This is a genomic window from Tranquillimonas rosea (assembly GCF_900111315.1).
GTDB classification, from domain to species: Bacteria; Pseudomonadota; Alphaproteobacteria; order Rhodobacterales; family Rhodobacteraceae; genus Tranquillimonas; species Tranquillimonas rosea.
Window position 1 is genome coordinate 18828 of record NZ_FOGU01000015.1, and the last position, 18819, is coordinate 37646.

12 protein-coding genes are annotated in these 18819 nt (G+C 72.9%); 8 read left to right on the forward strand and 4 right to left on the reverse strand.

Annotation, left to right across the window (positions count from 1 at the left end; genetic code table 11):
- The first annotated feature begins 218 nt into the window (after window positions 1-218).
- Entirely contained in the window at window positions 219-1946 is a 1728-nt protein-coding gene (locus BMZ25_RS21320) for a M10 family metallopeptidase (protein WP_092696107.1), read from the forward strand.
- Window positions 1947-2053: 107 nt separating this feature from the next.
- The gene (locus BMZ25_RS21325) at window positions 2054-3913 is read left to right on the forward strand and encodes a calcium-binding protein (RefSeq protein ID WP_092696108.1); all 1860 of its coding nucleotides are present in this window, start codon (window positions 2054-2056) and stop codon (window positions 3911-3913) included.
- A 51-nt stretch (window positions 3914-3964) separates the two neighbouring features.
- Here BMZ25_RS21325 and BMZ25_RS18345 read toward each other — a convergent pair whose 3' ends face one another.
- Together BMZ25_RS18345 and BMZ25_RS21330 are read right to left on the reverse strand one after the other, a co-directional pair.
- Window positions 3965-5224 (reverse strand): calcium-binding protein, encoded by a 1260-nt coding sequence (locus BMZ25_RS18345; RefSeq protein WP_092696109.1) that lies wholly within the window; start codon window positions 5222-5224, stop codon window positions 3965-3967.
- 135 nt (window positions 5225-5359) lie between these two features.
- A complete protein-coding gene (locus tag BMZ25_RS21330; protein ID WP_092696110.1) occupies window positions 5360-7840 on the reverse strand; it encodes a calcium-binding protein in 2481 nt (826 codons plus the stop codon).
- Between the two features lie 203 nt (window positions 7841-8043).
- On the opposite strand from BMZ25_RS21330, the gene BMZ25_RS18355 reads away from it, so the two are divergent.
- The 5 genes from BMZ25_RS18355 to BMZ25_RS18375 all read left to right on the forward strand — a co-directional run bounded on the left by BMZ25_RS18355 (window position 8044) and on the right by BMZ25_RS18375 (window position 15414).
- Window positions 8044-9177: a UDP-galactopyranose/dTDP-fucopyranose mutase family protein gene (locus BMZ25_RS18355; RefSeq protein ID WP_328586873.1), complete on the forward strand. Its 1134-nt coding sequence runs from the start codon at window positions 8044-8046 to the stop codon at window positions 9175-9177.
- Between the two features lie 145 nt (window positions 9178-9322).
- Window positions 9323-10759, forward strand: coding sequence for a DUF6212 domain-containing protein (locus BMZ25_RS18360; RefSeq protein WP_092696111.1), 1437 nt, complete (start codon window positions 9323-9325; stop codon window positions 10757-10759).
- Between the two features lies 1 nt (window position 10760).
- Complete coding sequence (locus BMZ25_RS18365) at window positions 10761-13394, forward strand: glycosyltransferase (RefSeq protein ID WP_092696112.1); 2634 nt, start codon at window positions 10761-10763, stop codon at window positions 13392-13394.
- A gap of 66 nt (window positions 13395-13460) precedes the next feature.
- Window positions 13461-14459, forward strand: coding sequence for a hypothetical protein (locus BMZ25_RS18370; RefSeq protein ID WP_092696113.1), 999 nt, complete (start codon window positions 13461-13463; stop codon window positions 14457-14459).
- A gap of 58 nt (window positions 14460-14517) precedes the next feature.
- Complete coding sequence (locus tag BMZ25_RS18375; protein WP_092696114.1) at window positions 14518-15414, forward strand: sulfotransferase; 897 nt, start codon at window positions 14518-14520, stop codon at window positions 15412-15414.
- A gap of 3 nt (window positions 15415-15417) precedes the next feature.
- On the opposite strand, the gene BMZ25_RS18380 is transcribed toward BMZ25_RS18375, so the two are convergent.
- Together BMZ25_RS18380 and BMZ25_RS18385 are read right to left on the reverse strand one after the other, a co-directional pair.
- Complete coding sequence (locus BMZ25_RS18380; RefSeq protein WP_092696115.1) at window positions 15418-16074, reverse strand: sulfotransferase family 2 domain-containing protein; 657 nt, start codon at window positions 16072-16074, stop codon at window positions 15418-15420.
- Window positions 16075-16092: 18 nt separating this feature from the next.
- Window positions 16093-16815, reverse strand: coding sequence for a sulfotransferase (locus tag BMZ25_RS18385; protein ID WP_092696116.1), 723 nt, complete (start codon window positions 16813-16815; stop codon window positions 16093-16095).
- A gap of 107 nt (window positions 16816-16922) precedes the next feature.
- Between BMZ25_RS18385 and BMZ25_RS18390 the strand changes: the two genes are divergently transcribed.
- On the forward strand, window positions 16923-18809 hold the full coding sequence (locus tag BMZ25_RS18390) for a glycosyltransferase (protein WP_092696117.1): 1887 nt from the start codon (window positions 16923-16925) through the stop codon (window positions 18807-18809).
- Window positions 18810-18819: the final 10 nt, after the last annotated feature.

The window sequence follows — 18819 nt, forward strand, 5'->3', positions numbered from 1 at the left end:
ATGCGCGGATCCGCCCGTTGCCCCCGGCGCCGCTGCCGTGCTCTGCAACCCCCGCGAAAGTCGCGGCGGGCCGGATGCGCGGCTGAAGATGCCCATGTTTCGCCGCTTCTTTACCAAAACTTCGCCCGCCCGATCCACGAGACAGCAGCCGAACCCCCCTTGTGCAGACGCGCGCCGCCTCTCCCCCGCGGTGCGAGGAGACTTCAGCGGAGACGGTCATGAGTGCCTCTTACGAGACGATTGCGGACTATATCACCACGGGCAACTGGGAGGACCAGAACGCCCAGCCCCACAGCTTCGACACCTCGGGCAGCAACGTGCTGACGGTGGATGTCTCGGGGCTCGATGCCGGCGCGCAGGCGCTCGCGCGGCGCGCGCTCGACGCGTGGGAGACGGTGGCCGACATCCGCTTCAGCGAGTCCGGCGACGCCCAGATCACCTTCACCGACACCGAGACCGGCGCGATCACCTACAGCTCGTGGACCGTGCCGGGCGGCGACGTGGCCTTCGCCGAGGTCAACGTGCCGGGCTCGTGGGTCGACCGCTACGGCAGCGGGCAGGACAGCTACGCCCAGCAGGTCTACATCCACGAGATCGGCCACGCCCTCGGGCTCGGCCATGTGGGCCTTTACGACACCAGCGCCACCCATGCCGAGGACGCCCGCTTCGAGAACGACAGCTGGCACGTCTCGGTGATGTCGTATTTCTCGCAGACCGACTCGCCCCTCGCCGACGGCGACAAGGCCTACGCGATGACGCCGATGATGGCCGACATCCTCGCGATCCAGGATCTCTACGGCGCCAGCACCGTCAGCGCGGGCGACACCGTCTACGGCACCGACGGCACGACGGGCTATCTCAACGGCGTGTTCCGCGCGATGGCCGCGGACAACACCAACCCGATGACGCTGACCCTGCACGACACCGGCGGCACCGACACGCTGGACCTGAGCTTCTCGGGCGCGGGCGACCGGATCGACCTGGGCAGCGGCAGCTTCTCGACGGTGGGCGGCGTCAACGGCGCGCTCGGCATCGCCGGCGACACCGTGATCGAGAACGCGATCGGCGGCGAGGGCGGCGACGCGATCACCGGCAACGCCGTCGGCAACCTGATCCTGAGCCGGGGCGGCGACGACACGCTGCGCGGCGGCGCGGGGGACGACACGCTCTATGGCGGCACCGGCGAGGACCAGGTCTATGGCGGCGCGGGCGACGACGAGCTGGGCGGCGCGGCGGGCCACGACATCGTCTATGGCGGCACCGGCAACGACACGATCTATGCGGGCACCGGCGACGACGTGATCGGCGGCGCCGAGGGGGCCGACGACCACTGGGCCGGGGCGGGCCACGACACCGTCTACGCCGCCTCCGGCGACGACCGGGTCGGCGGGGGCCTCGGCGACGACGAGCTCTGGGCCGGCACCGGCGCCGACAGCGTCTACGGCGCGGACGGTGCCGACCGCGCGGGCGGCGGCAGCGGGGCCGACGCGCTCTATGGCGGGGCGGGCGAGGATTCGCTCTACGGCGTCGACGGCGACGACCTGCTGGGCGCGGGAGACGGCAACGACGAAGCCTGGGGCGGCGACGGGGCCGACACGCTGAATGGCGGCGACGGGGCCGATTCGATCTATGGCGGCGACGGCTCGGACGTGCTGGACGGCGGCGCGGGCAACGACATCCTGTCCGGCGGCAGCGACGGGGCGGCGGACGTCTTCGTCTTCGCGGCGGGCGGCGGGTCCGACACGATCACCGATTTCGGCATCGGCGACGCGCTGCGGCTCGACGCCGACCTGTGGTCCGGCGGGCTCGACGCGGACGCGGTGGTGGGGCGGTTCGCCTCGGTCCAGGACGGCGACGTGGTCTTCGCCTTCGACGGCGGCGAGCGGCTGGAGCTGCGCGGCGTCGGCGGCACCGACGGGCTGGCCGACGACCTGCTGTTCACCTGACCCCGAGAGGGGGCCGCGCGTGACGCGGCCCCTTGCGCGAACACGGTTTTTCGGGACACTGCGGACAGTGTTAATTGTCTGTTAATTTTCCCGAAAGGCCGTCCGGCATGGTACAGGTAAATCTTTCTTCCGAGCTTCTCGACCGCATCGAGTTCGATCCCGTCCTCAACGATCTTCTCTCCGGCGAGGGGCCGGACATCGCGCTGGATTACGAGGACGCGCTGGCCGATCTGGATTATCTCGACGACATCGAGCTGGTCGGCTTCTCGTCCTCGGGGCTGACCGTCACCGGGACCTCGTACCGCACCGGCACCGACTTCCTGCTCGAGCTCGACGCCACCGGCCTGTCGCCCACCAGCAGCCCCGAGGCGCTGGGGCGGGCGATCGAGGCGGGCACCGCCGACGGCACCCTGACGGGGCTGACGGTCACCGCCGACGGCACCGAGATCCTGTCGCTCGACATCGACGACGACGGCTACACCCTGACTTCGGGCACCCAGCGGATCGTGCTGGAGGGCGCGCTGCCCGCCGACCTCTCCGAGTTCGGCGACCTGGTCGACGCGGCCAACGCGCCCAACGGCGAGGCGGCGCTGCTGGCGGCGCTCGAGGATTATTCCCTGACCACGATCGTGTTCGAGGATGCCGGCCGCGAGATCGCCGCCGTCCGCTCGTCGTCCGACGGCGTGTCGGTGGCGCTCGAGGGCTATCGCCTGACGCTCGACGCCGACCAACCGCTGACGCTGGGCGCGCTGGCCGATCTCGAGGACGCGGCCGACGGCGACAGCCCCTTCGCGCTGTTCGACGACCTCGGCGCCGAGGGGCTGCGGCTGACCGCGCCCGACGGCACGGTGCTGATCTCGAGCACCGGCACCGGGCCCGGCACCACCTACCGGCTCGACGGCAAGGAGATCTCCGAGCCGGGCTTCGCGATCGGCCGCTATGACGGCGGCTCGGGCGACGAGACGATCTTCTCGGTGGACGGCGGCGACGCGGTCTTCGCCGGCGGCGGGGCCGACATGGTGTACGGCCGCTGGGGCGACGACACGCTGACCGGCGGCTGGGGCGACGACACCCTGCGCGGCGGCTGGGGCCGCGACCGGATCTGGGGCGACGACGGCGACGACCAGGCCTATGGCGACGGCGGCGACGACACCCTGCGCGGCGGCGACGGCGACGACACGCTCTATGGCGGCACCCAGGACGACCAGGTCTACGGCGATGCCGGCAACGACGTGCTGGGCGGCGCGGCCGGCAACGACACGGTGTTCGGCGGCGCGGGCGACGACACGATCTATGCCGGCACCGGCAACGACGTGATCGGCGGCGCCGAGGGCGACGACGAGCATTGGGGCGGCGTGGGCCACGACACCGTCTACGGCGCCGACGGCGCCGACGAGATCGGCGGCGGCCTGGGCGACGACGAACTGTGGGGCGGCACCGGCGCCGACAGCATCTACGGCGCGGACGGCGACGACCGCGTGGGCGGCGGCACCGGGGCCGACGAATTGTGGGGCGGGTCGGGCAACGACACGATCTACGGCGTCGACAGCTTCGACCGGATCGGCGGCGGCGCGGGCGACGACGAACTGTGGGGCGGCGACGGCGCCGACACCCTGAACGGGGCCGAGGGCGACGACGCGCTCTATGGCGGCGCCGGGGTGGACGTGCTGAACGGCGGGGCGGGGAACGACACCCTGACCGGCGGTCAGGGCACGGGCGCCGACACCTTCGTCTTCTCCGCCGGCGGCGGCGAAGACCGCGTCACCGATTTCGACGCGGGCGAGGGCGACGCGCTGCGCCTCGATGCCGGGCTGTGGGCGGGAGATCTCGACGCGGATGCGGTGGTGACGCAGTTCGCCTCGGTCCAGGACGGCGCGGTGGTCTTCGCCTTCGACGGCGGCGAACGGCTGGAGATCGCCGGCCTGGACAGCACCGACGGGCTGGCCGACGACATCTTCCTGGTCTGACCCCGCGCGGGGCAGGGGGCGCGGCGGCGGACCGCCGCGCCCGGTCCGACCTCAGACGAAGTCGAAATCGTCCGCCGAGAGATCGGTGCTGAGCACGCCCGCCAGCTCGATCGTGCCGGCCCCCGTGGTCACCAGCGTGCCGCCGGCCTGGGCGGTCAGGCCGAGATCGTCGAAGCCGGTATTGGCCAGGCCGATCTCGATCGTGTCCACGCCCAGCTCGAAATCGGCGATCCGGTCGTTGCCGTGGCCGGCACCGAAGACGAAGGTGTCCGCCCCGTCGCCGCCGAGCAGCGTGTCGTTGCCGAACCCGCCGGTCAGCACGTCCGATCCGTCGCCGCCGCCCAGGCGGTCGTCGCCGTCGATGCCGTTCAGGGTGTCGGCGCCGTTGCCGCCCCAGGCGGTGTCGTTGCCCCACCCGGCCATGATCAGGTCGTCGCCGTCGCCGCCGAGCACCGAATCCGCGCCGGTCCCGGCCCAGATCTCGTCGTCGCCGTCGCCGCCGCCGATGTCGTTGTCGCCGGCCACGCCGTAGACGGTGTCGTTGCCGCCACCGGCCCAGATCTCGTCGGTGCCGGTGCCCGCGCCGATCCGCTCGGCGCCGCCGCCGGCATAGACCGTGTCGTTGCCCGCACCGGCCCAGATCTCGTCGTCGCCCGCGGCGCCGCCGATCAGGTCGTCGCCCGCGCCGGCATAGACGGTGTCGTCGCCCGCGCCCATCCAGATCGTGTCGTCGCCGGTGCCGCCGCCGGCCTCGTCGTCGCCCGCGCCGCCATAGATCGTGTCGGCGCCGTCGCGCGCATACAGATCGTCGTTGCCGGTGCCGCCGCGCAGCACGTCATCCGCGCTGCCGCCGGCGAGGAAGTCGGCGAAATCCGAGCCGATATGCGTGATCGGGATCGGCAGGCCCGAGAGCGGGTCGTCCATCGCCTCGACCGACTGGCTGGCGTCGAAGGTCAGCTCGGTCTCGTTGCCGAACAGCAGGTTTATGGCCTGGGGATTGTTGTCCTCGAGATCGCCGATCAGGAAGGCGGCGAAATCTTCGAAGCTGACCTCGAAGTCCGAGAACGCGACCAGGGTGCGACCCGCGGCGTCCTCGGTCTCGATCCCGGTGATCGTGCCGGTCAGCGCCTCGTCGGGGTCCGACAGGCCGGTGCCGCTCAGCGTGGTGACGTAGCCGCTGTCCTCGTTGCGGCCGACGATGCGGGTCGGGCTGACGCTGAGGAAGTCGAGATCGACCTCGTCGTCCTCGCTGTCGAAGAAGGCGTCGCGGAAGAAGTCCTCGCCGGTGGGGCCGTAGTATTTTATGAGCATGAAAAATACGCCTTTTGTTGTAGGGGCAGTATTCTTTTAGGCAGTCCTGCCGGGGGCGGCAGCGGATTTTACCCCCTCCGGTCCGGCGCGGGCGGAGTGTGGCCGCCCGGACACGCGGGGCCCGCGCGTCGCCCCTCAGCCCAGAAGCAGCGCCTCGCCGATCCAGGGCGTGTGCACCCCGTCGAGCACCAGGACATCGCCGTCGCCCATGTCCAGCACCGCCGTCCCCTCCGCCCCGAGGCGGGCATGGTCGCGGAGCACCTCCGCCGCCGGGGGCGGGGGGGTGTCCCAGAAGCCCGCCTCCAGCACCAGCCGGTCGCCCGCCGCGATGTCGAGATCGGCGATCGTGTCGCGGCCGTCGCCGGGGGCGAAGACGAACAGGTCCGCGCCGTCGCCCCCCGCCAGCAGGTCCGCCCCCGTGCCCCCCGACAGGCGGTCGTCGCCGGGCCCCGCGCGCAGCGCGTCGGCCCCGGCCCCGCCCGAGAGGGTGTCGGCGCCGGTCCCGGCCCACATCGTGTCGTCGCCGCCGCCGCCGCCCACGAAATCGTCGCCGTCGACGCCGTAGAGCAGGTCGGCGTCGCGCGCGCCCCAGATCACGTCGTGGCCCGGCCCGCCGCCGATCCGCGCCGCCCCGGCCGTGCCGTAGAGCCTGTCGTCGCCGGTGCCGCCCCAGATCTCGTCGGTGCCCCAGCCCGCCGCCACGGTGTCGTTGCCGGCGGCGGCATAGACGGTGTCGTCGCCCGGCCCGGCCCAGAGCCGGTCGTTGCCGGCGACCCCGCCCAGCACGTCGTCGCCGTCGTTGCCGATCGCGGTGTCGTCGCCGTCCCCCGCCCAGAGCGCGTCGTCGCCCGCGCCGCCGCCCAGGATGTCGTCGCCCCCGTCGCCGTAGAGCCGGTCGGCGCCGTCCTCGCCCCAGAGCGAATCCGTCCCCGCGCCGCCGCGCAGGGTGTCGGCCCCGGTGCCGCCCAGCACCCGGTCGTCGCCGTCTCCGCCGGTGACGGAATCCGCGCCCTCTCCGCCCTTCAGGCGGTCGTCGCCGCCGCCGCCCTCCAGGGTGTCGGTCCCGCCGCCGCCGGCCAGCGTGTCGCCCTCGTCCGCGCCGCGCAGCCGCTCGGGCTCGGGCGTTCCCTCCAGCCACAGGCCGGTGGCATAGCCCAGCACCAACACCCGGTCCGGCGCGCCGAAGCCGGGGCCGGGGCCGAACAGGTCCGCCGCCCCGAGCGTGTCGCCGTCGGCGGCGCGCACCGTCACCACCCGCGCGCCGTGGCGCAGCCGCGCCCCGTCGTCGAGCGGCATCACGTCGATCTGGCCGGGATTGCGCAGCATCGGCAGGTCGGTGGGGTCGATCCGGTCGGTCCCCGGCTCGAAATCCTCGATCCAGGTGCGCGTGGCCGCGCCCGACAGCACGAAGACATCCGCCCCCGCGCCCCCGGTCAGCGCGGTGCGGCCCGGCCCGGCGACCAGGACGTCGTCGCCCGCGCCCCCCGACAGGACGTCGTCGCCGTCCCCGGCCACCAGGAGATCGTCGCGCGCCGTCCCCTCGAGCCGCGCCCGCCCGTCCGCCTCCGAGAGGCTGCGCCGCACCGCGCCGATCCGGTCGGCGGGCAGCGACAGCTGCGCCAGGCCCGGCGCGCCCTCGGCGGCGGCAAAGACCTCGTGCCCGCCGGCCGTGGCGATTGCCGCGATCGCGGTGATGTCGTCGAGCCCCTCGGCCGCGCCGTTCGGGATCGCCTGTAGGTGCACCAGCCGGCCGTCGGGCAGCAGGGTGAACAGGCTCAGCCCGTCGTCGGCGCCCCCCGCGACCACCAGGACGGGGCCGCCGGTCTCGATCACCTCCAGCGCCTGCACGCCGCCGAACCGGGTCGCGCCGGTGTCGATCACGTGGTCGGTGGGCGTCAGCCGTCCCGCGCCGTCGAGCCGCATCACGCTGATCGAGTCGCTGCCCGCCGCCGCCAGCAGCACGAAGGTCGCGCCATGGACCGTCACCGTCGCGAGCGCGGCGGGATGGCTCACCCCCAGCCCGTCCGCCGCGCCCATCGTGCCGGTCAGCGTCGCCGCCGTGCCGTCGTCCGACAGCCGCAGGGCGAGCACGCCGTGATGCGCGGGATCGGCCGCCAGCACGAACCCGGCGCCGCCGCGCGTGGCCGTCTCCAGCGCCACCGCCTCTGCCGCGCGGTGGGCGTCCCCGCCTAGGGGCCGCCCGGTCCCGCCCCCCGGCAGGACCGGGGCCAGCCCCGCAGTGCCGGCGGCCAGCAGGCGCGGCCCGGCCTCGGTGTCGAGCACCGCCAGCGCCGTCACCGCGCCCCCCGCGCCGTGCCCCCCGCCGACCGCCCCGCCGGCCCCGAGCGCATGGACGGCGGCACCGCCGGGACCGCCCACCCCCAGCCGGTCGCCCGCCACCGCCAGCGCCCCCTGCGCCGCGCCCCCCGGCGCGTCATGGGGGCGGGTGCCGTCCATGCGCGTGGCCCCCTCCGCGTCGACCGACAGCGCGGTCACCCCACCGCTGCGGCCGGTCGCCGCGTAGAGCCGTCCCTCGCCGCCCGCCGCCAGCGCGCGCACGTCGTTGTCGAACGCCGGATCCCCCGATCCCGCGCGCCCGCGCCAGCCGAGCTGCATCCGCTCACCCCCGATGTCCCACCGCGGTCGTTCTGCCGGGGCGGTGCGGCGCAGGGCGGGGCGCGATCCGGGCGGAAACCGGGCGATCGCCTCGAATGCGACCGATCCTGGCGGCGAGGGCCTGCCGGGGCGGCCCCATCGCGTTGCACGGCCGCGGGCGCTCGCCTAGAACCGCGCGGAACGGGACGCGCAGGAGGGACTCCGTGAAGCTTCTCATGGTCGGGGCAGGGCTGTCCGGAGCGGTCATCGCCCGCCGCCTGGCCGAGGCGGGTCACCGCGCCACGGTGATCGACGCCCGGCCGCACATCGCCGGCAACTGCCACACCGAGCGGGATCCCGAGACCGGGGTGCTGGTGCATGTCTACGGGCCGCACATCTTCCACACCGACGATGCCGAGGTCTGGGACTACGTCACCCGGTTCGAGACGTTCCGGCCCTACAAGAACCGGGTGAAGACCACGGCGCGGGGCGAGGTGTTCTCGCTGCCGATCAACCTGCACACGATCAACCAGTTCTACCGCAAGACCCTGCGCCCCGACGAGGCGCGCGCCTTCATCGCCGCCCAGGCCGACACCTCGATCACCGATCCGCAGAGCTTCGAGGAGCAGGCCCTGCGCTTCGTCGGGCCCGATCTCTACGAGGCGTTCTTCAAGGGCTACACGGAAAAGCAGTGGGGCTGTCACCCCAGCGCGCTGCCGGCGAGCATCCTCAAGCGGCTGCCGGTGCGGTTCAACTACGACGACAACTACTTCTTTCACCGCTTCCAGGGCATGCCCGAGACCGGCTATACCGCGATGGTGGCGCGCATCCTCGACCATCCCAACATCGACGTACATCTCGACACGCCCTACGCCCCCGGCATGGCCGACCGGTACGGCCACGTCTTCTGGTCGGGGCCGCTCGACGGGTATTTCGGCTACGATCTGGGCCGGCTGGGCTACCGCACGCTGGATTTCGAGCGCTTCACCGAGACCGGCGACTGGCAGGGCTGCGCGGTGATGAACTACGGCGATCCCGAGGTGCCCTATACCCGGATCACCGAGCACAAGCACTTCGCCCCCTGGGAGGATCACGCGGGCACCGTCTGCTACCGCGAGTTCTCGCGCGCCTGCGGGCCCGACGACATCCCCTACTACCCGATCCGCCTGGTCGAGGAGAAGGCGCTCCTGTCCGACTACGCCGCCCGTGCCGCCGGCGAAGAGGGCGTCACCTTCGTCGGCCGCCTCGGCACCTACCGCTATCTCGACATGGACGTCACCATCCGCGAGGCGCTGGATACCGCGCGGGCGTTCCTGTCGGGCGGCGTCGAGCGCGGCGTGGCCGGGGTTCCGGGGTGAGCCCGCGCCCGGCCCGGGGAACGAGGGTTTTTATGCGCCGGGGGCTTTGCTATCCCCGTTCCACCGCCGGACGGGGCCGCTCCTGCCCGGCGCGTCCGGACGGCTCTTTCGTCCCGTTTCCCGCAGCGCCGCCGAGGTGACCCAGATGCAGCACGCCCCGCTGACCCAAGCCGACCGGGATCTCGTCCGGATCGCCGCCGCCGAGGCCGACATCCCGGCCCTGGGGGCGCTGACGCTGCCCGCCGAGATCGTCCCCGTCGCGGTGGAGGACGACCGCTGCGTCTTCCCGCGCGAGGGCGGCACGCTGCCCCCCGAGGAGGCCTATCGCGACATCGCCGGTTTCGTCGCCCTCTCGCCCGCCGGGCGCGAGACGATCGGCCGGGCCCGCACCGCCTGGGCCGGGATGTTCGGGACCGAGGCGCCGGAGCTCTTGGATCTGGGCGGCGGCCCGTCGGGGGCCGAGGCGCAGCGGGGCGCCGTCCTGGACTGGCTGGTGACGCAGCTGGCGCGGACCCGGACGCACCTGGCCCGGCGCAACGTGACGCTGACGCGGGCGCTGTCCCGCCTGCGCGAGACCCACGAACAGACCCAGACGGCGTTCCAGAAGCTCGACAAGCTGTTCCTGGACACCGCGCGGGGCACGCGGCTGCCCGCCGGCACGCTGCCCGCCGATTCCCGCAACGGGATCGGCGTCCTGCAGGACGGCGACATGGTCGAACAGCGCCTGCCCTGCAGCTCGGAGGGCCTGAGCGACGTGGCCGTCCACCTGTGGTTCGGCGGCCCGGCCGAGGGCACGCTGCACGCGGCGCTGGAACTGGTCGAGAGCGGCGAGACGGTGGCGGACTGGCGCCTGCGGGCCGCGGATCTGCGCTCGGGCTGGACGCGCCTGTCGCTGCCCGTGGCGCTGGGGCCCGACCCCCAGACCGTGCGCCTCAAGCTGGTCTGGCAGGGGCGGGGGGACATCACCCTGACCGGCTCGGTCCGCCCGGCGGATCCGCAGTTCCGGGGGCAGCTGAACTCCGTGCCCCAGGCCTCGGCCATGGCGATGAAGACCTGGAAGTACATCCCCCTGGCCAGCACGGTGATGCCCGCCGACGGGCATCCCTCGAGCGGCGCACCGGAGTCGCGGAAGTGGGTGATCGGGCGCGGCTTCCTGGAGGCGGCGACGCCGATCGCCACCGACCCCGGCAATGTCGAGTTCGTGCGCGACGTCGGCGGGCTGGCCGTGCGCCCCGCCTCGACCGCCATCAGCGCCGCCCGGCTGTCGCGGGCCTGTCGCGTCGGCACCCGGCGGATCACCGGCAGCGCCGAGACCAAGCAGGCGGCGGGACCGAACGTGGAATACGCCATCGCCGTCGCCCCGGCCGCGGCGGAGGGCGACGAGACCCTGCCGCCCTTCGCCGAGGGCTGGATCTCGGACTGGACGCCGCTGGCGCCGTCGCAATGGTCGGAGCTCGTGCTGTTCCTGCCCGCGCCGCTGGAGGCGGCCTCGGATCTCTACCTGCTGACCCGGATCGCGCGCCGCGGCAAGACCGACACCCCGCCCGAGGCGTGCTTCTTCCGGCTGGTGAGCACGACCTGAGATGACCGAAACCGCGCCGCCGACCGCCCCCGCCGAGACCGCCGCCGCGCCGCGGGTCGCGGTGGTCGTTCCGATCTTCCGCCACTCGGTCCTGGTGGGCGAGGCGGTGGAGAGCGTGCTGGCCCAGACCGCCGGCTTCGGCATCCGCATCGTGCTGGTCAACGACGGCTGTCCCCACCGCGAGACCGACGACATCTGTCGCGACTACGCGCTCGCCCATCCCGACCGCGTCACCTACCTGCGCAAGCCCAATGGCGGGCTGAGCGACGCCCGCAACTTCGGCATCCGCCACGTGCTCGATCGGCTGCCCTCGGTCGAGGCGATCTACATGCTCGACGCCGACAACCGGCTGCGGCCGCCGGCGCTCGAGCGGGCGATGGCCGTACTCGATGCCGATCCCGACGCGGCCTGGATCTATCCCAACATCGACATGTTCGGGAACGGCCAGCAGGTCGACTTCTCGGGGCCCTATTCGCTGCTGGTGCATACCGCGCTGAACGTCTGCGAGGCCGGCAGCCTGATCCGCCGCGAGGTGTTCGAGGCGGGGATCCTGTTCGACACCGGCTTCCGGCTGGGCTTCGAGGACTGGGATTTCTTCCTCTCGGCCGCCCAGGCCGGGTTCCGCGGCCGCAACCTGCCCGAGTTCGGCTTCCTCTACCGCAAGCGCCCCGAGAGCATGCTGGCGGAATCCGAGCGCGAGGCCTCGGAGATCCGCAGCAGCCTGCGCAAGAAGCACCGGTCGCTGTTCACCCCGCGCCGCCGGCTCGAGCTGGAACAGGAGGAGACGCCGCGCTACGCGATCCTGCTGTCCGACCGGTCCGAGGTGCTCCTGACGGTCGATCCCGACAGCGCTCCCCGGCGGATGTCGCTGGAGGAGTATACCGCGCTCTACCGGCTGGCGCGCAACAACCCCTCGCGGGCCCATGTCCCGCCCTATCTCGTGGTGACCACCTCGGGCATGCTCGAGGTGGTGCGGCGGGCGCAGTGCCTGCACTGGCTGTTCTGGCATCTCGAGCAGCTCTCCGAGACCCGCGGTCTCGCGGCAGTGACCGTAAGGCACGATCCCGAGGGCCGCTACCGGGCGGTGCAGCGCCCGGTCGAGGCCGGCGCCCAGGCCGCGGCGGGCCTGCTGATGCTGGAGGGGCGGATCCTGGATGAAATCCTCGAAGACGAGAGTATGGACTGGATCAACACCATCATCAGCGAGACCTGCGCGCCGCCCGTGGCGCTGGTGGAGCTGGCGCTGCCGGCGCATGTGGATCTCTCGGGCCTGTCCGACACCGCCGCCTTCGACTTCCTGATCGCCCTGCGCCGGATGCGGGCCGAGACCGATCCCACCGCCGCGCAGCCGCGGGAATGGCGCAAGCCGGGCATCCCCTGGCGCGAGAAGGCGCACAAGATCGTCCGCGACAGCTTCGACGGCGCGCCGGTCTATCCGCGGCTGGCCGACGGCGCCCGCCACGTGGGCTTCGTCCTGCCGCTGGTGGAGTTCGGCGGGGTCGAGAAGGTCGCGCTCAACATGGCGGCGGGGCTGAAGGCCCATGGCTGGGTGCCGCATCTCTTCGTGGTGGGCCAAGACGACGGCGCGATCTCGCGCGAATGGACCGAGGTCTTCGCCTCGGTGAACTTCCTCTCGGATGCCGATTTCTCCGCCTGGGGCGGCGACGGGCGGGGCAGCTATGTCGGCACCACCATCCCGGACTGGGCGGCGAAGGGCCGGCACAACCGGGCGCTCGGCCTGATGTACTGGCTCGACGCGGTGGTGAACGCCCATGGCGGCGCCTTCGCCGGCGTGATGGGACAGCTGCGCGGGCTGGGGATCACCACGGTGAACTCGCTGCATCTCAACGACCTGTCGGCCTCGGGCCGGCCGGTGGGGAACACCTATCTGGGGCTGGCCTACGAACACGCCTTCACCGTCGTCGCGCCGTGCTCGTACCAGCTGGCCGACTGGTGCCACGCCCTGGGCGTGCCCGAGGACAAGATCGTGCCGGTGCCCAACGCGCCCAGCTTCGCCGTGCCGCGGGCGCGGCTCGAACGGGACCAGGAGGTCCGCCTGGCGCGCGGGCCGGAGACCCCGCTGCGGGTGATGTATCTCGGCCGCCTGGACCGCCAGAAGGGGATCCACCGGCTGGAAGAGACGATGCGGCAGACCCAGGCCGAGGGGCTGGAGGTCGAATGGCGGATCATCGGCAAGGCCGTGGTGCCGGAAGAGGGCGGCGCGGTCCCGTCGGCGACGCTGGCCCGGGCCCTGGAGCCGCCGCTCGAGACCGTCGGCGGACTGACCGACGCCTTCGCCTGGGCCGACGCGATCCTGCTGCCATCGAGCTACGAGGGCCTGCCGCTGACGATCCTCGAGGCGATGCGCAGCGGGGTGGTGCCGATCGCCACCGACGTGGGCGCGGTCTCCGAGGTGGTCCGCCCCGGCCGCAACGGCGTGCTGCTGCCACTCGAGACGGCGGTCCCCGCGGCAATGGCGGCCCTGCGCGAGCTGAGCGGCGACCGGGGGCGGCTGGCCGAACTGTCCCGCCAGGCCTACGCCGACCTGCGCGACCGGGACTGGACCGCCGCGACCGAGGCGCTGAACGCGCGGCTGACAACCACCCGCATGGCTGCGAAATCCCAGACTTCGTAGTGTCACACCTCCCGCAGGCAGCGGAGATGACGGCGGGGAGATAGCGGGGCATTCCAGGGAGAGAGAATGAGACTGATCCTTCACATCGGGATGGGAAAGACGGGGTCGAGCTCGATCCAGAGCGCCCTGAACAACGCCACCGAGCAGCTCGCGGCGCAGCGCGCGCGGTATCTGGGCATGTGGTTCGACATGATCGATCCGGGCTTCCGCGGCGTCGCCAACCAGCCGAAGTTCTTCCGCCAGTCGCCCGAGGAGCTGCGGGAGGCCGGCGCGCGGTTCGCCGAGGTCGTGCGGCAGCAGGCCGCCGAGACGGGGACCGAGACCTTCATCCTGTCGAACGAGGCGATCTCGGGCGCGGCGGGGGCGATGGAACCCTTCATCGACGTGCTGCGCGAGACGATGGAGGTGCAGGCCATCGGCTATGTCCGGCGCCCCGAGAGCTGGCTGCCCTCGGCCTATGTCCAGTGGGGCATCCGCGACAAGACCGACACCGGGCCGGTGCCGTCCTACGGCACCAAGGCGCGCACGCTGGTGAACTGGTACAACGGCCTGCTCGACTGGGCCGAGCGGATGCCCGAGCTGCTCGAGGTGCGCTCCTACGACGCCGCCGAGGACGTGGTGCAGGATTTCGCCGCCGCCTGCGGCCTGGCGCTCGACAGCCCGCCGAAGAGGGCGCTGGAACGGGGCGACGACACCGAGATCGTGCTGCGGGCGCTGTTCAACGCGCGCTTCGAGGAGACCGTGCTGCCGCAGGTCTTCGAGCGCATGGTCCTGCGCGGCACGCGCGGCCCCACCGATCTCGAGACCGCGGTGCGGCGCTATCTCGACTATTCCGAGACCGGGGAGATCGTCGCCGAGAACCGCGCCCTGTTCGAGCGCTACAACAGCGCCTTCGGGCTCGACCTCGTGGACACCGACGCCGCCCCGCCGCCGCCGCCTGACCCCGAGACCCTGCGCCGCCGGATGCTCGACCACGTGGTCGAGCTGACCCTCGAGCAATCCCGCCGCATCTCGCGGCTGGAACAGCGGCTGCGCAAGATCGAGACGACGCTGGCGGACGATTGACATGCCGGCCCATCCACAGGAGGCAGACGCCGTCCGAGGCCGGGCGGAAGGTGGAGTGATGGACAGGACGTTTCTTCTCGGGGTCGGCGCGCAGAAGGCCGGGACCACCTGGCTTTACCAGTACCTGCGCCGGCTTCCCGAGTGCAACATGGGGACGATCAAGGAATACGCGGTGTTCGACACCCTGTTCCGCCCCGACCTGTTCCCCCGGCGGCCGGTGAACCGGCTGCGGCAGCTCTCGAAGCTCGTCGAGACCCATCTCGAGCAGGCCCGGAGCGGGGAGGGGGACGCGCCCCCCGTCCAGCCCCTACTCGACGCGATGGACAGCGTCGCCCTTGGGCTGGACCTCGACCGCTACGTGCCGCATTTCGACCGGCTCGCCGCCGCGCGGCCCGGCATCCGGATGGTGGGCGACATCACGCCCGAATACTCTGCGCTGGATGCCGCCCACTTTCAGCGCATCCGCGAGATGCTCGATTCAGGCGGCTATCGGGTGAAGGTGGTCTTCCTGATGCGCGATCCGCTCGAGCGGTGCTACTCGGCGATCCGCATGTCCGACCGCAACCGGCGCACCGAGACCGGCACCGCGAAGACGCGACCGGCGCACGCGCGCTTCGAGCGCGAGGCGCAGGCGCGTTGGTGCGAGGTGCGCAGCCGCTACGACCGGACGATCCCAGCGCTGGAGGCCGCCTTTCCGCCCGAGAGCCTGTTCTACGGGTTCTACGAGACGCTGTTCTCGGAAGAGCGCATCCGCGAGCTGACCGATTTCCTCGGCGTGTCGTTCCGCCCCCCCGATTTCGGGCACCGGGCGAACGCCTCCCCCCGCGAGGACGAGCCCGACGCCGCGGCGCTGGACCGGGTCAGGGCGTTCTACGAGCCGACCTACGCGTTCTGCCGCGAGAGGTTCGGGCAGGCGTTCATCGACGGCATCTGGCGGCACGCGGCACGCGGCTGAGCACTAGGAGCCGCTTTCCTGGCGGCGGGACTCGAGCCGGGCGAAGCCCTTGGCGTTGATCTCGTCGATCCGGTCGAACAGGGCGTAGTCGTCGGCGTAGAAGGCGCGCATCTCGGCGCGCAGGTCGGGGTCGATCTCCTCGCCGATCTCGTCCAGCCGGCTGACGTTGCGGCGGGGCAGGCGGCAGGGCAGGCCGAGCCCCTCGCAGAGCCGCGCGAAGCCGGTCTCGAGATCGTGGTAGGGCAGGATGACATCCGCCATCACGCCGCCCTTGGGGCCGAGGAAGCGCTCGCCCTGCAGGTGCTTGCTGCCGTCGGGGCGGCGGATGTTCCAGTCGGCGCGCTGCCAGAACTCGGCGAAGGTCATGCCCGCGGGCAGCGGCTGGTCGACCTTGTTGCCCTTGCGGTAGCGGAACCACGAGCCGATCCAGTCGATCGGGTCGCGCATCACCCCGAACTTGAGGAAGTGCCGCGGGCGGTGCTCCTCCTGGCCGAACAGGAAGCGGTACTCGCGCAGCGCCTCGCGCAGCGAGATGTGCTTGCGCGCGGGGCTGCCGCCGCGGTGGATCTCGGCCTGGTCGATCAGCGCCGCCTCGATCGAGGTGGAGGCGGCCTTGGTGTTCGCCACGAAGACGAAGCGCTTCTTCACGCCTATCAGCATCGGCGGCGGGCTCCTTGCTCAGCGGGTGCCGGTATGGGTCAGCCGGCGGTTCATCACGGCGTCGACGGCGGCGGGGTCGTAGTCCTCTCCGAGGAAGTCGAAGAGCGGGCGCAGCGCCTCGGGGCGGCCGGCGTAATCGTCGTAGTGCAGCGCCAGCGCCTGGTTGCCCAGCCGTGCGCGCATCCGCGCGAAGGCCTCCTCGGCGGTCTCCAGCTCGCGCCGGACGGCGGCGGGGTCCATCGAGGCCCACCAGCCCGAGCGGGCGGTGGCGGCGTGGTCGCGGGTGTTGAAGATGAAGCGGGCGGGCGCGAAGAAGCGCAGCAGGAAGTCGATGTAGCTTTCCATGTGCGCCCCGCCCAGGTGAAAGCGGATCTCCTTGAAGCCGGCGACGCGGACCCCCGGTGGCGGCATCAGCACGTCGCGCACGAAGGCGTCGGCCAGCCCCCGGCCGATCCGGTCGGGATCGGTGGCCTCGGCGCCGTACCAGGGATGGTCGGGGCCGGTGGCCACGCCCGAGCGGCGCGCGCCCTCCATCGGCTCGGACATCTTCACCGCGTTCCAGGCGCGGGCGACGTGGTAGAGCGCGTTGTTGTTCTCGCCCCGGATGCAGTAGCCGTCGATGTGGTTCAGCACGTTCTGCAGCAGCGTCGAGCCCGAGCGGCCGTAGGTGACGATGAAAACGTAGCCCTCGCGGGGGGCATCGAGATGCGAAACCGGGGAGTCGGGCTGGGCGGCGCTCACGCTGCTCTCCTTGGCGGGGAAACCGGGGTCTGACTACTATCCGCGCCCCGCCGCCTCAATCGCGAAATCCGCTTTACCGGGGGCGCGGCGCGGCCCAGAAGACCGCCATGACGCCGCCCGCCCCCCTGATCTCGGTCATCGTCCCGGTGCATGACGTGGCCGGCCATGTCGGCCCCTGCATCGCCAGCCTGCGGGCCCAGAGCCTGGGGGATTTCGAGGCGATCGTGGTCGACGACGGCTCGACCGACGGCAGCGGCGCGGCGGCGCGGGCGGCGATCGGGGGGGATCCGCGGTTCCGGCTGGTCGCCCAGGAGAACCGCGGGCTGTCGGGGGCGCGCAACACCGGGCTGGACCTGGCGCGGGGGGCCTTCGTGGCCTTTCTCGACGGCGACGACCGGCTGGCGCCGGACTACCTGGCGCGGCTCCATGCCGCGCTGGACCAGAGCGGCGCCGACTGGGCGGCCTGCGGCGTGCGCGACTGCCATCCCGACGGCGGCACCGCCGACCATCCCGCGATCCACGGCGGCGCCGCGCCCGCGGGCCCGCAGCTCTGCGATATCGGCGACTGGCGCGCGGTGATCCGGCACTATCCCTCGGCCTGGAACAAGCTCTACCGGCGCCGCCTGATCGAGGGGCTGCGCTTCGACGAGGGCACCTGGTACGAGGATCATGCCTTCTTCTGGCAGGCGGCGGCGCGCACCGGGCGGCTGATGCACCTGCCCGACCCGCTCTACTGGCAGAGCCAGGGCCGGCCGGGCCAGATCACCGCCACCGAGAGCGACCGCGTCTTCGAACAGATCGACGTGCTCGAGCGGCTGGCGGAGATCGCCGCCGCCTCGGACAAGCCAGGCGGGCCCGAGGCGCTGGCGCGCAGCGCCGCGCGGCTCAGCTTCGAGCGCAGCCTGGTGCTGCGCGACCCCGACCGCCGGGCGCGCTTCGCCGCCGCGACCCGCGCCTTCCTCGACCGGCACGGCCTGTCCTTCAGCGCCGCCTGGGACCCCGAGATCTCGCCGGCCTGGGGGCTGACGGTGGCCGGGACGCTGCCGCTCAGCGTGGTGATCCCCTCTGACGGGCAGGGCGCGCCCCTGGGCCGCACGCTGGACAGCCTCGGCCAGGCGGGGATGCCGGAGGCCGAGATCCTGGTGGTCACCGACGGCGCGCCCGCCCCCGCCCTCGGCGCCGTGGCCGCGGCGGCGGGCGCGCGCTGCCTGGCGCAGACGGGGCAGGGGGCGGGGCCGGCACGCGACCACGGCGCGGCGGCGGCGCGGGGGCGGATCCTCCTGTGCCTCGACGCGGGCGACCTGGTGCGCCCCCACGCGCTGCGCCACTGGGTCGACGCGATGCTGCGCGAGGAGGCCGATCTCGGCCTGTCGGCCTTCCGCGTCGGCACCGGGCCCGGCGATGTGGTCCATTCCGGGCTGCACGATGCCGCCGGCGGGCCGGAACTGCCGGCGCGGGCCGGCCCGGTGACGCTGGATCCCGGCGCGGCGGTGCGGCTCCATGCCCATCCCTCGGCCAAGCTCTTCCGCCGCGGCTTCTGGCAGGAGGCGGGGCTGGCCTTCGGCGACGGCCCCCTGGGCGACTGGAGCGTGACGCTGGCCGCCACGCTCGCGGCGGGGCGGGCGGTCTACCAGCCCGACCCGGCGATCGAGGTGTCGGAACGCCCCGAGGAGCGGCGTCTCTGGCACCGCCCGGTGCCGGCGGCGGCGCTGGCGCGGGGGGTGCGGGACCTGGCGGCGCTGCACGGCGCGGCGCGGCTGCCCGAGGGCTGGCGCCGGCGGCTCTATGCCCGCGCGGTCTGGGAGAAGCTGCACTTCGCCCCGCCGCCCGGCCCCGCGGCGCGGACGCGCTTCGTGCTGGCCGCCGCGCTGGCCGGCCGGCGGGCGGGGCTCGCCGCCGGGCAGGGCCCGCTCGACCCCTATGTCGAGCCGAGTCTCGGCCGCTGGCTCTTCGCCGGGCCGACGAGTTGCATCGCCCGCCCGCGCCGCCCATAAGGACCGGCAA

What these genes read in the sequence shown, in the direction of transcription:
- BMZ25_RS21320 (WP_092696107.1), top strand. Translation starts at nt 219, where the DNA reads ATGAGTGCCTCTTACGAGACGATTGCGGACTATATCACCACGGGCAAC.
- BMZ25_RS18370 (WP_092696113.1), top strand. Translation starts at nt 13,461, where the DNA reads ATGAGACTGATCCTTCACATCGGGATGGGAAAGACGGGGTCGAGCTCG.
- BMZ25_RS18375 (WP_092696114.1), top strand. Translation starts at nt 14,518, where the DNA reads ATGGACAGGACGTTTCTTCTCGGGGTCGGCGCGCAGAAGGCCGGGACC.
- BMZ25_RS21330 (WP_092696110.1), bottom strand. Translation starts at nt 7,840, where the DNA reads ATGCAGCTCGGCTGGCGCGGGCGCGCGGGATCGGGGGATCCGGCGTTC.
- BMZ25_RS18360 (WP_092696111.1), top strand. Translation starts at nt 9,323, where the DNA reads ATGCAGCACGCCCCGCTGACCCAAGCCGACCGGGATCTCGTCCGGATC.
- BMZ25_RS18365 (WP_092696112.1), top strand. Translation starts at nt 10,761, where the DNA reads ATGACCGAAACCGCGCCGCCGACCGCCCCCGCCGAGACCGCCGCCGCG.
- BMZ25_RS21325 (WP_092696108.1), top strand. Translation starts at nt 2,054, where the DNA reads ATGGTACAGGTAAATCTTTCTTCCGAGCTTCTCGACCGCATCGAGTTC.
- BMZ25_RS18390 (WP_092696117.1), top strand. Translation starts at nt 16,923, where the DNA reads ATGACGCCGCCCGCCCCCCTGATCTCGGTCATCGTCCCGGTGCATGAC.
- BMZ25_RS18345 (WP_092696109.1), bottom strand. Translation starts at nt 5,224, where the DNA reads ATGCTCATAAAATACTACGGCCCCACCGGCGAGGACTTCTTCCGCGAC.
- BMZ25_RS18380 (WP_092696115.1), bottom strand. Translation starts at nt 16,074, where the DNA reads ATGCTGATAGGCGTGAAGAAGCGCTTCGTCTTCGTGGCGAACACCAAG.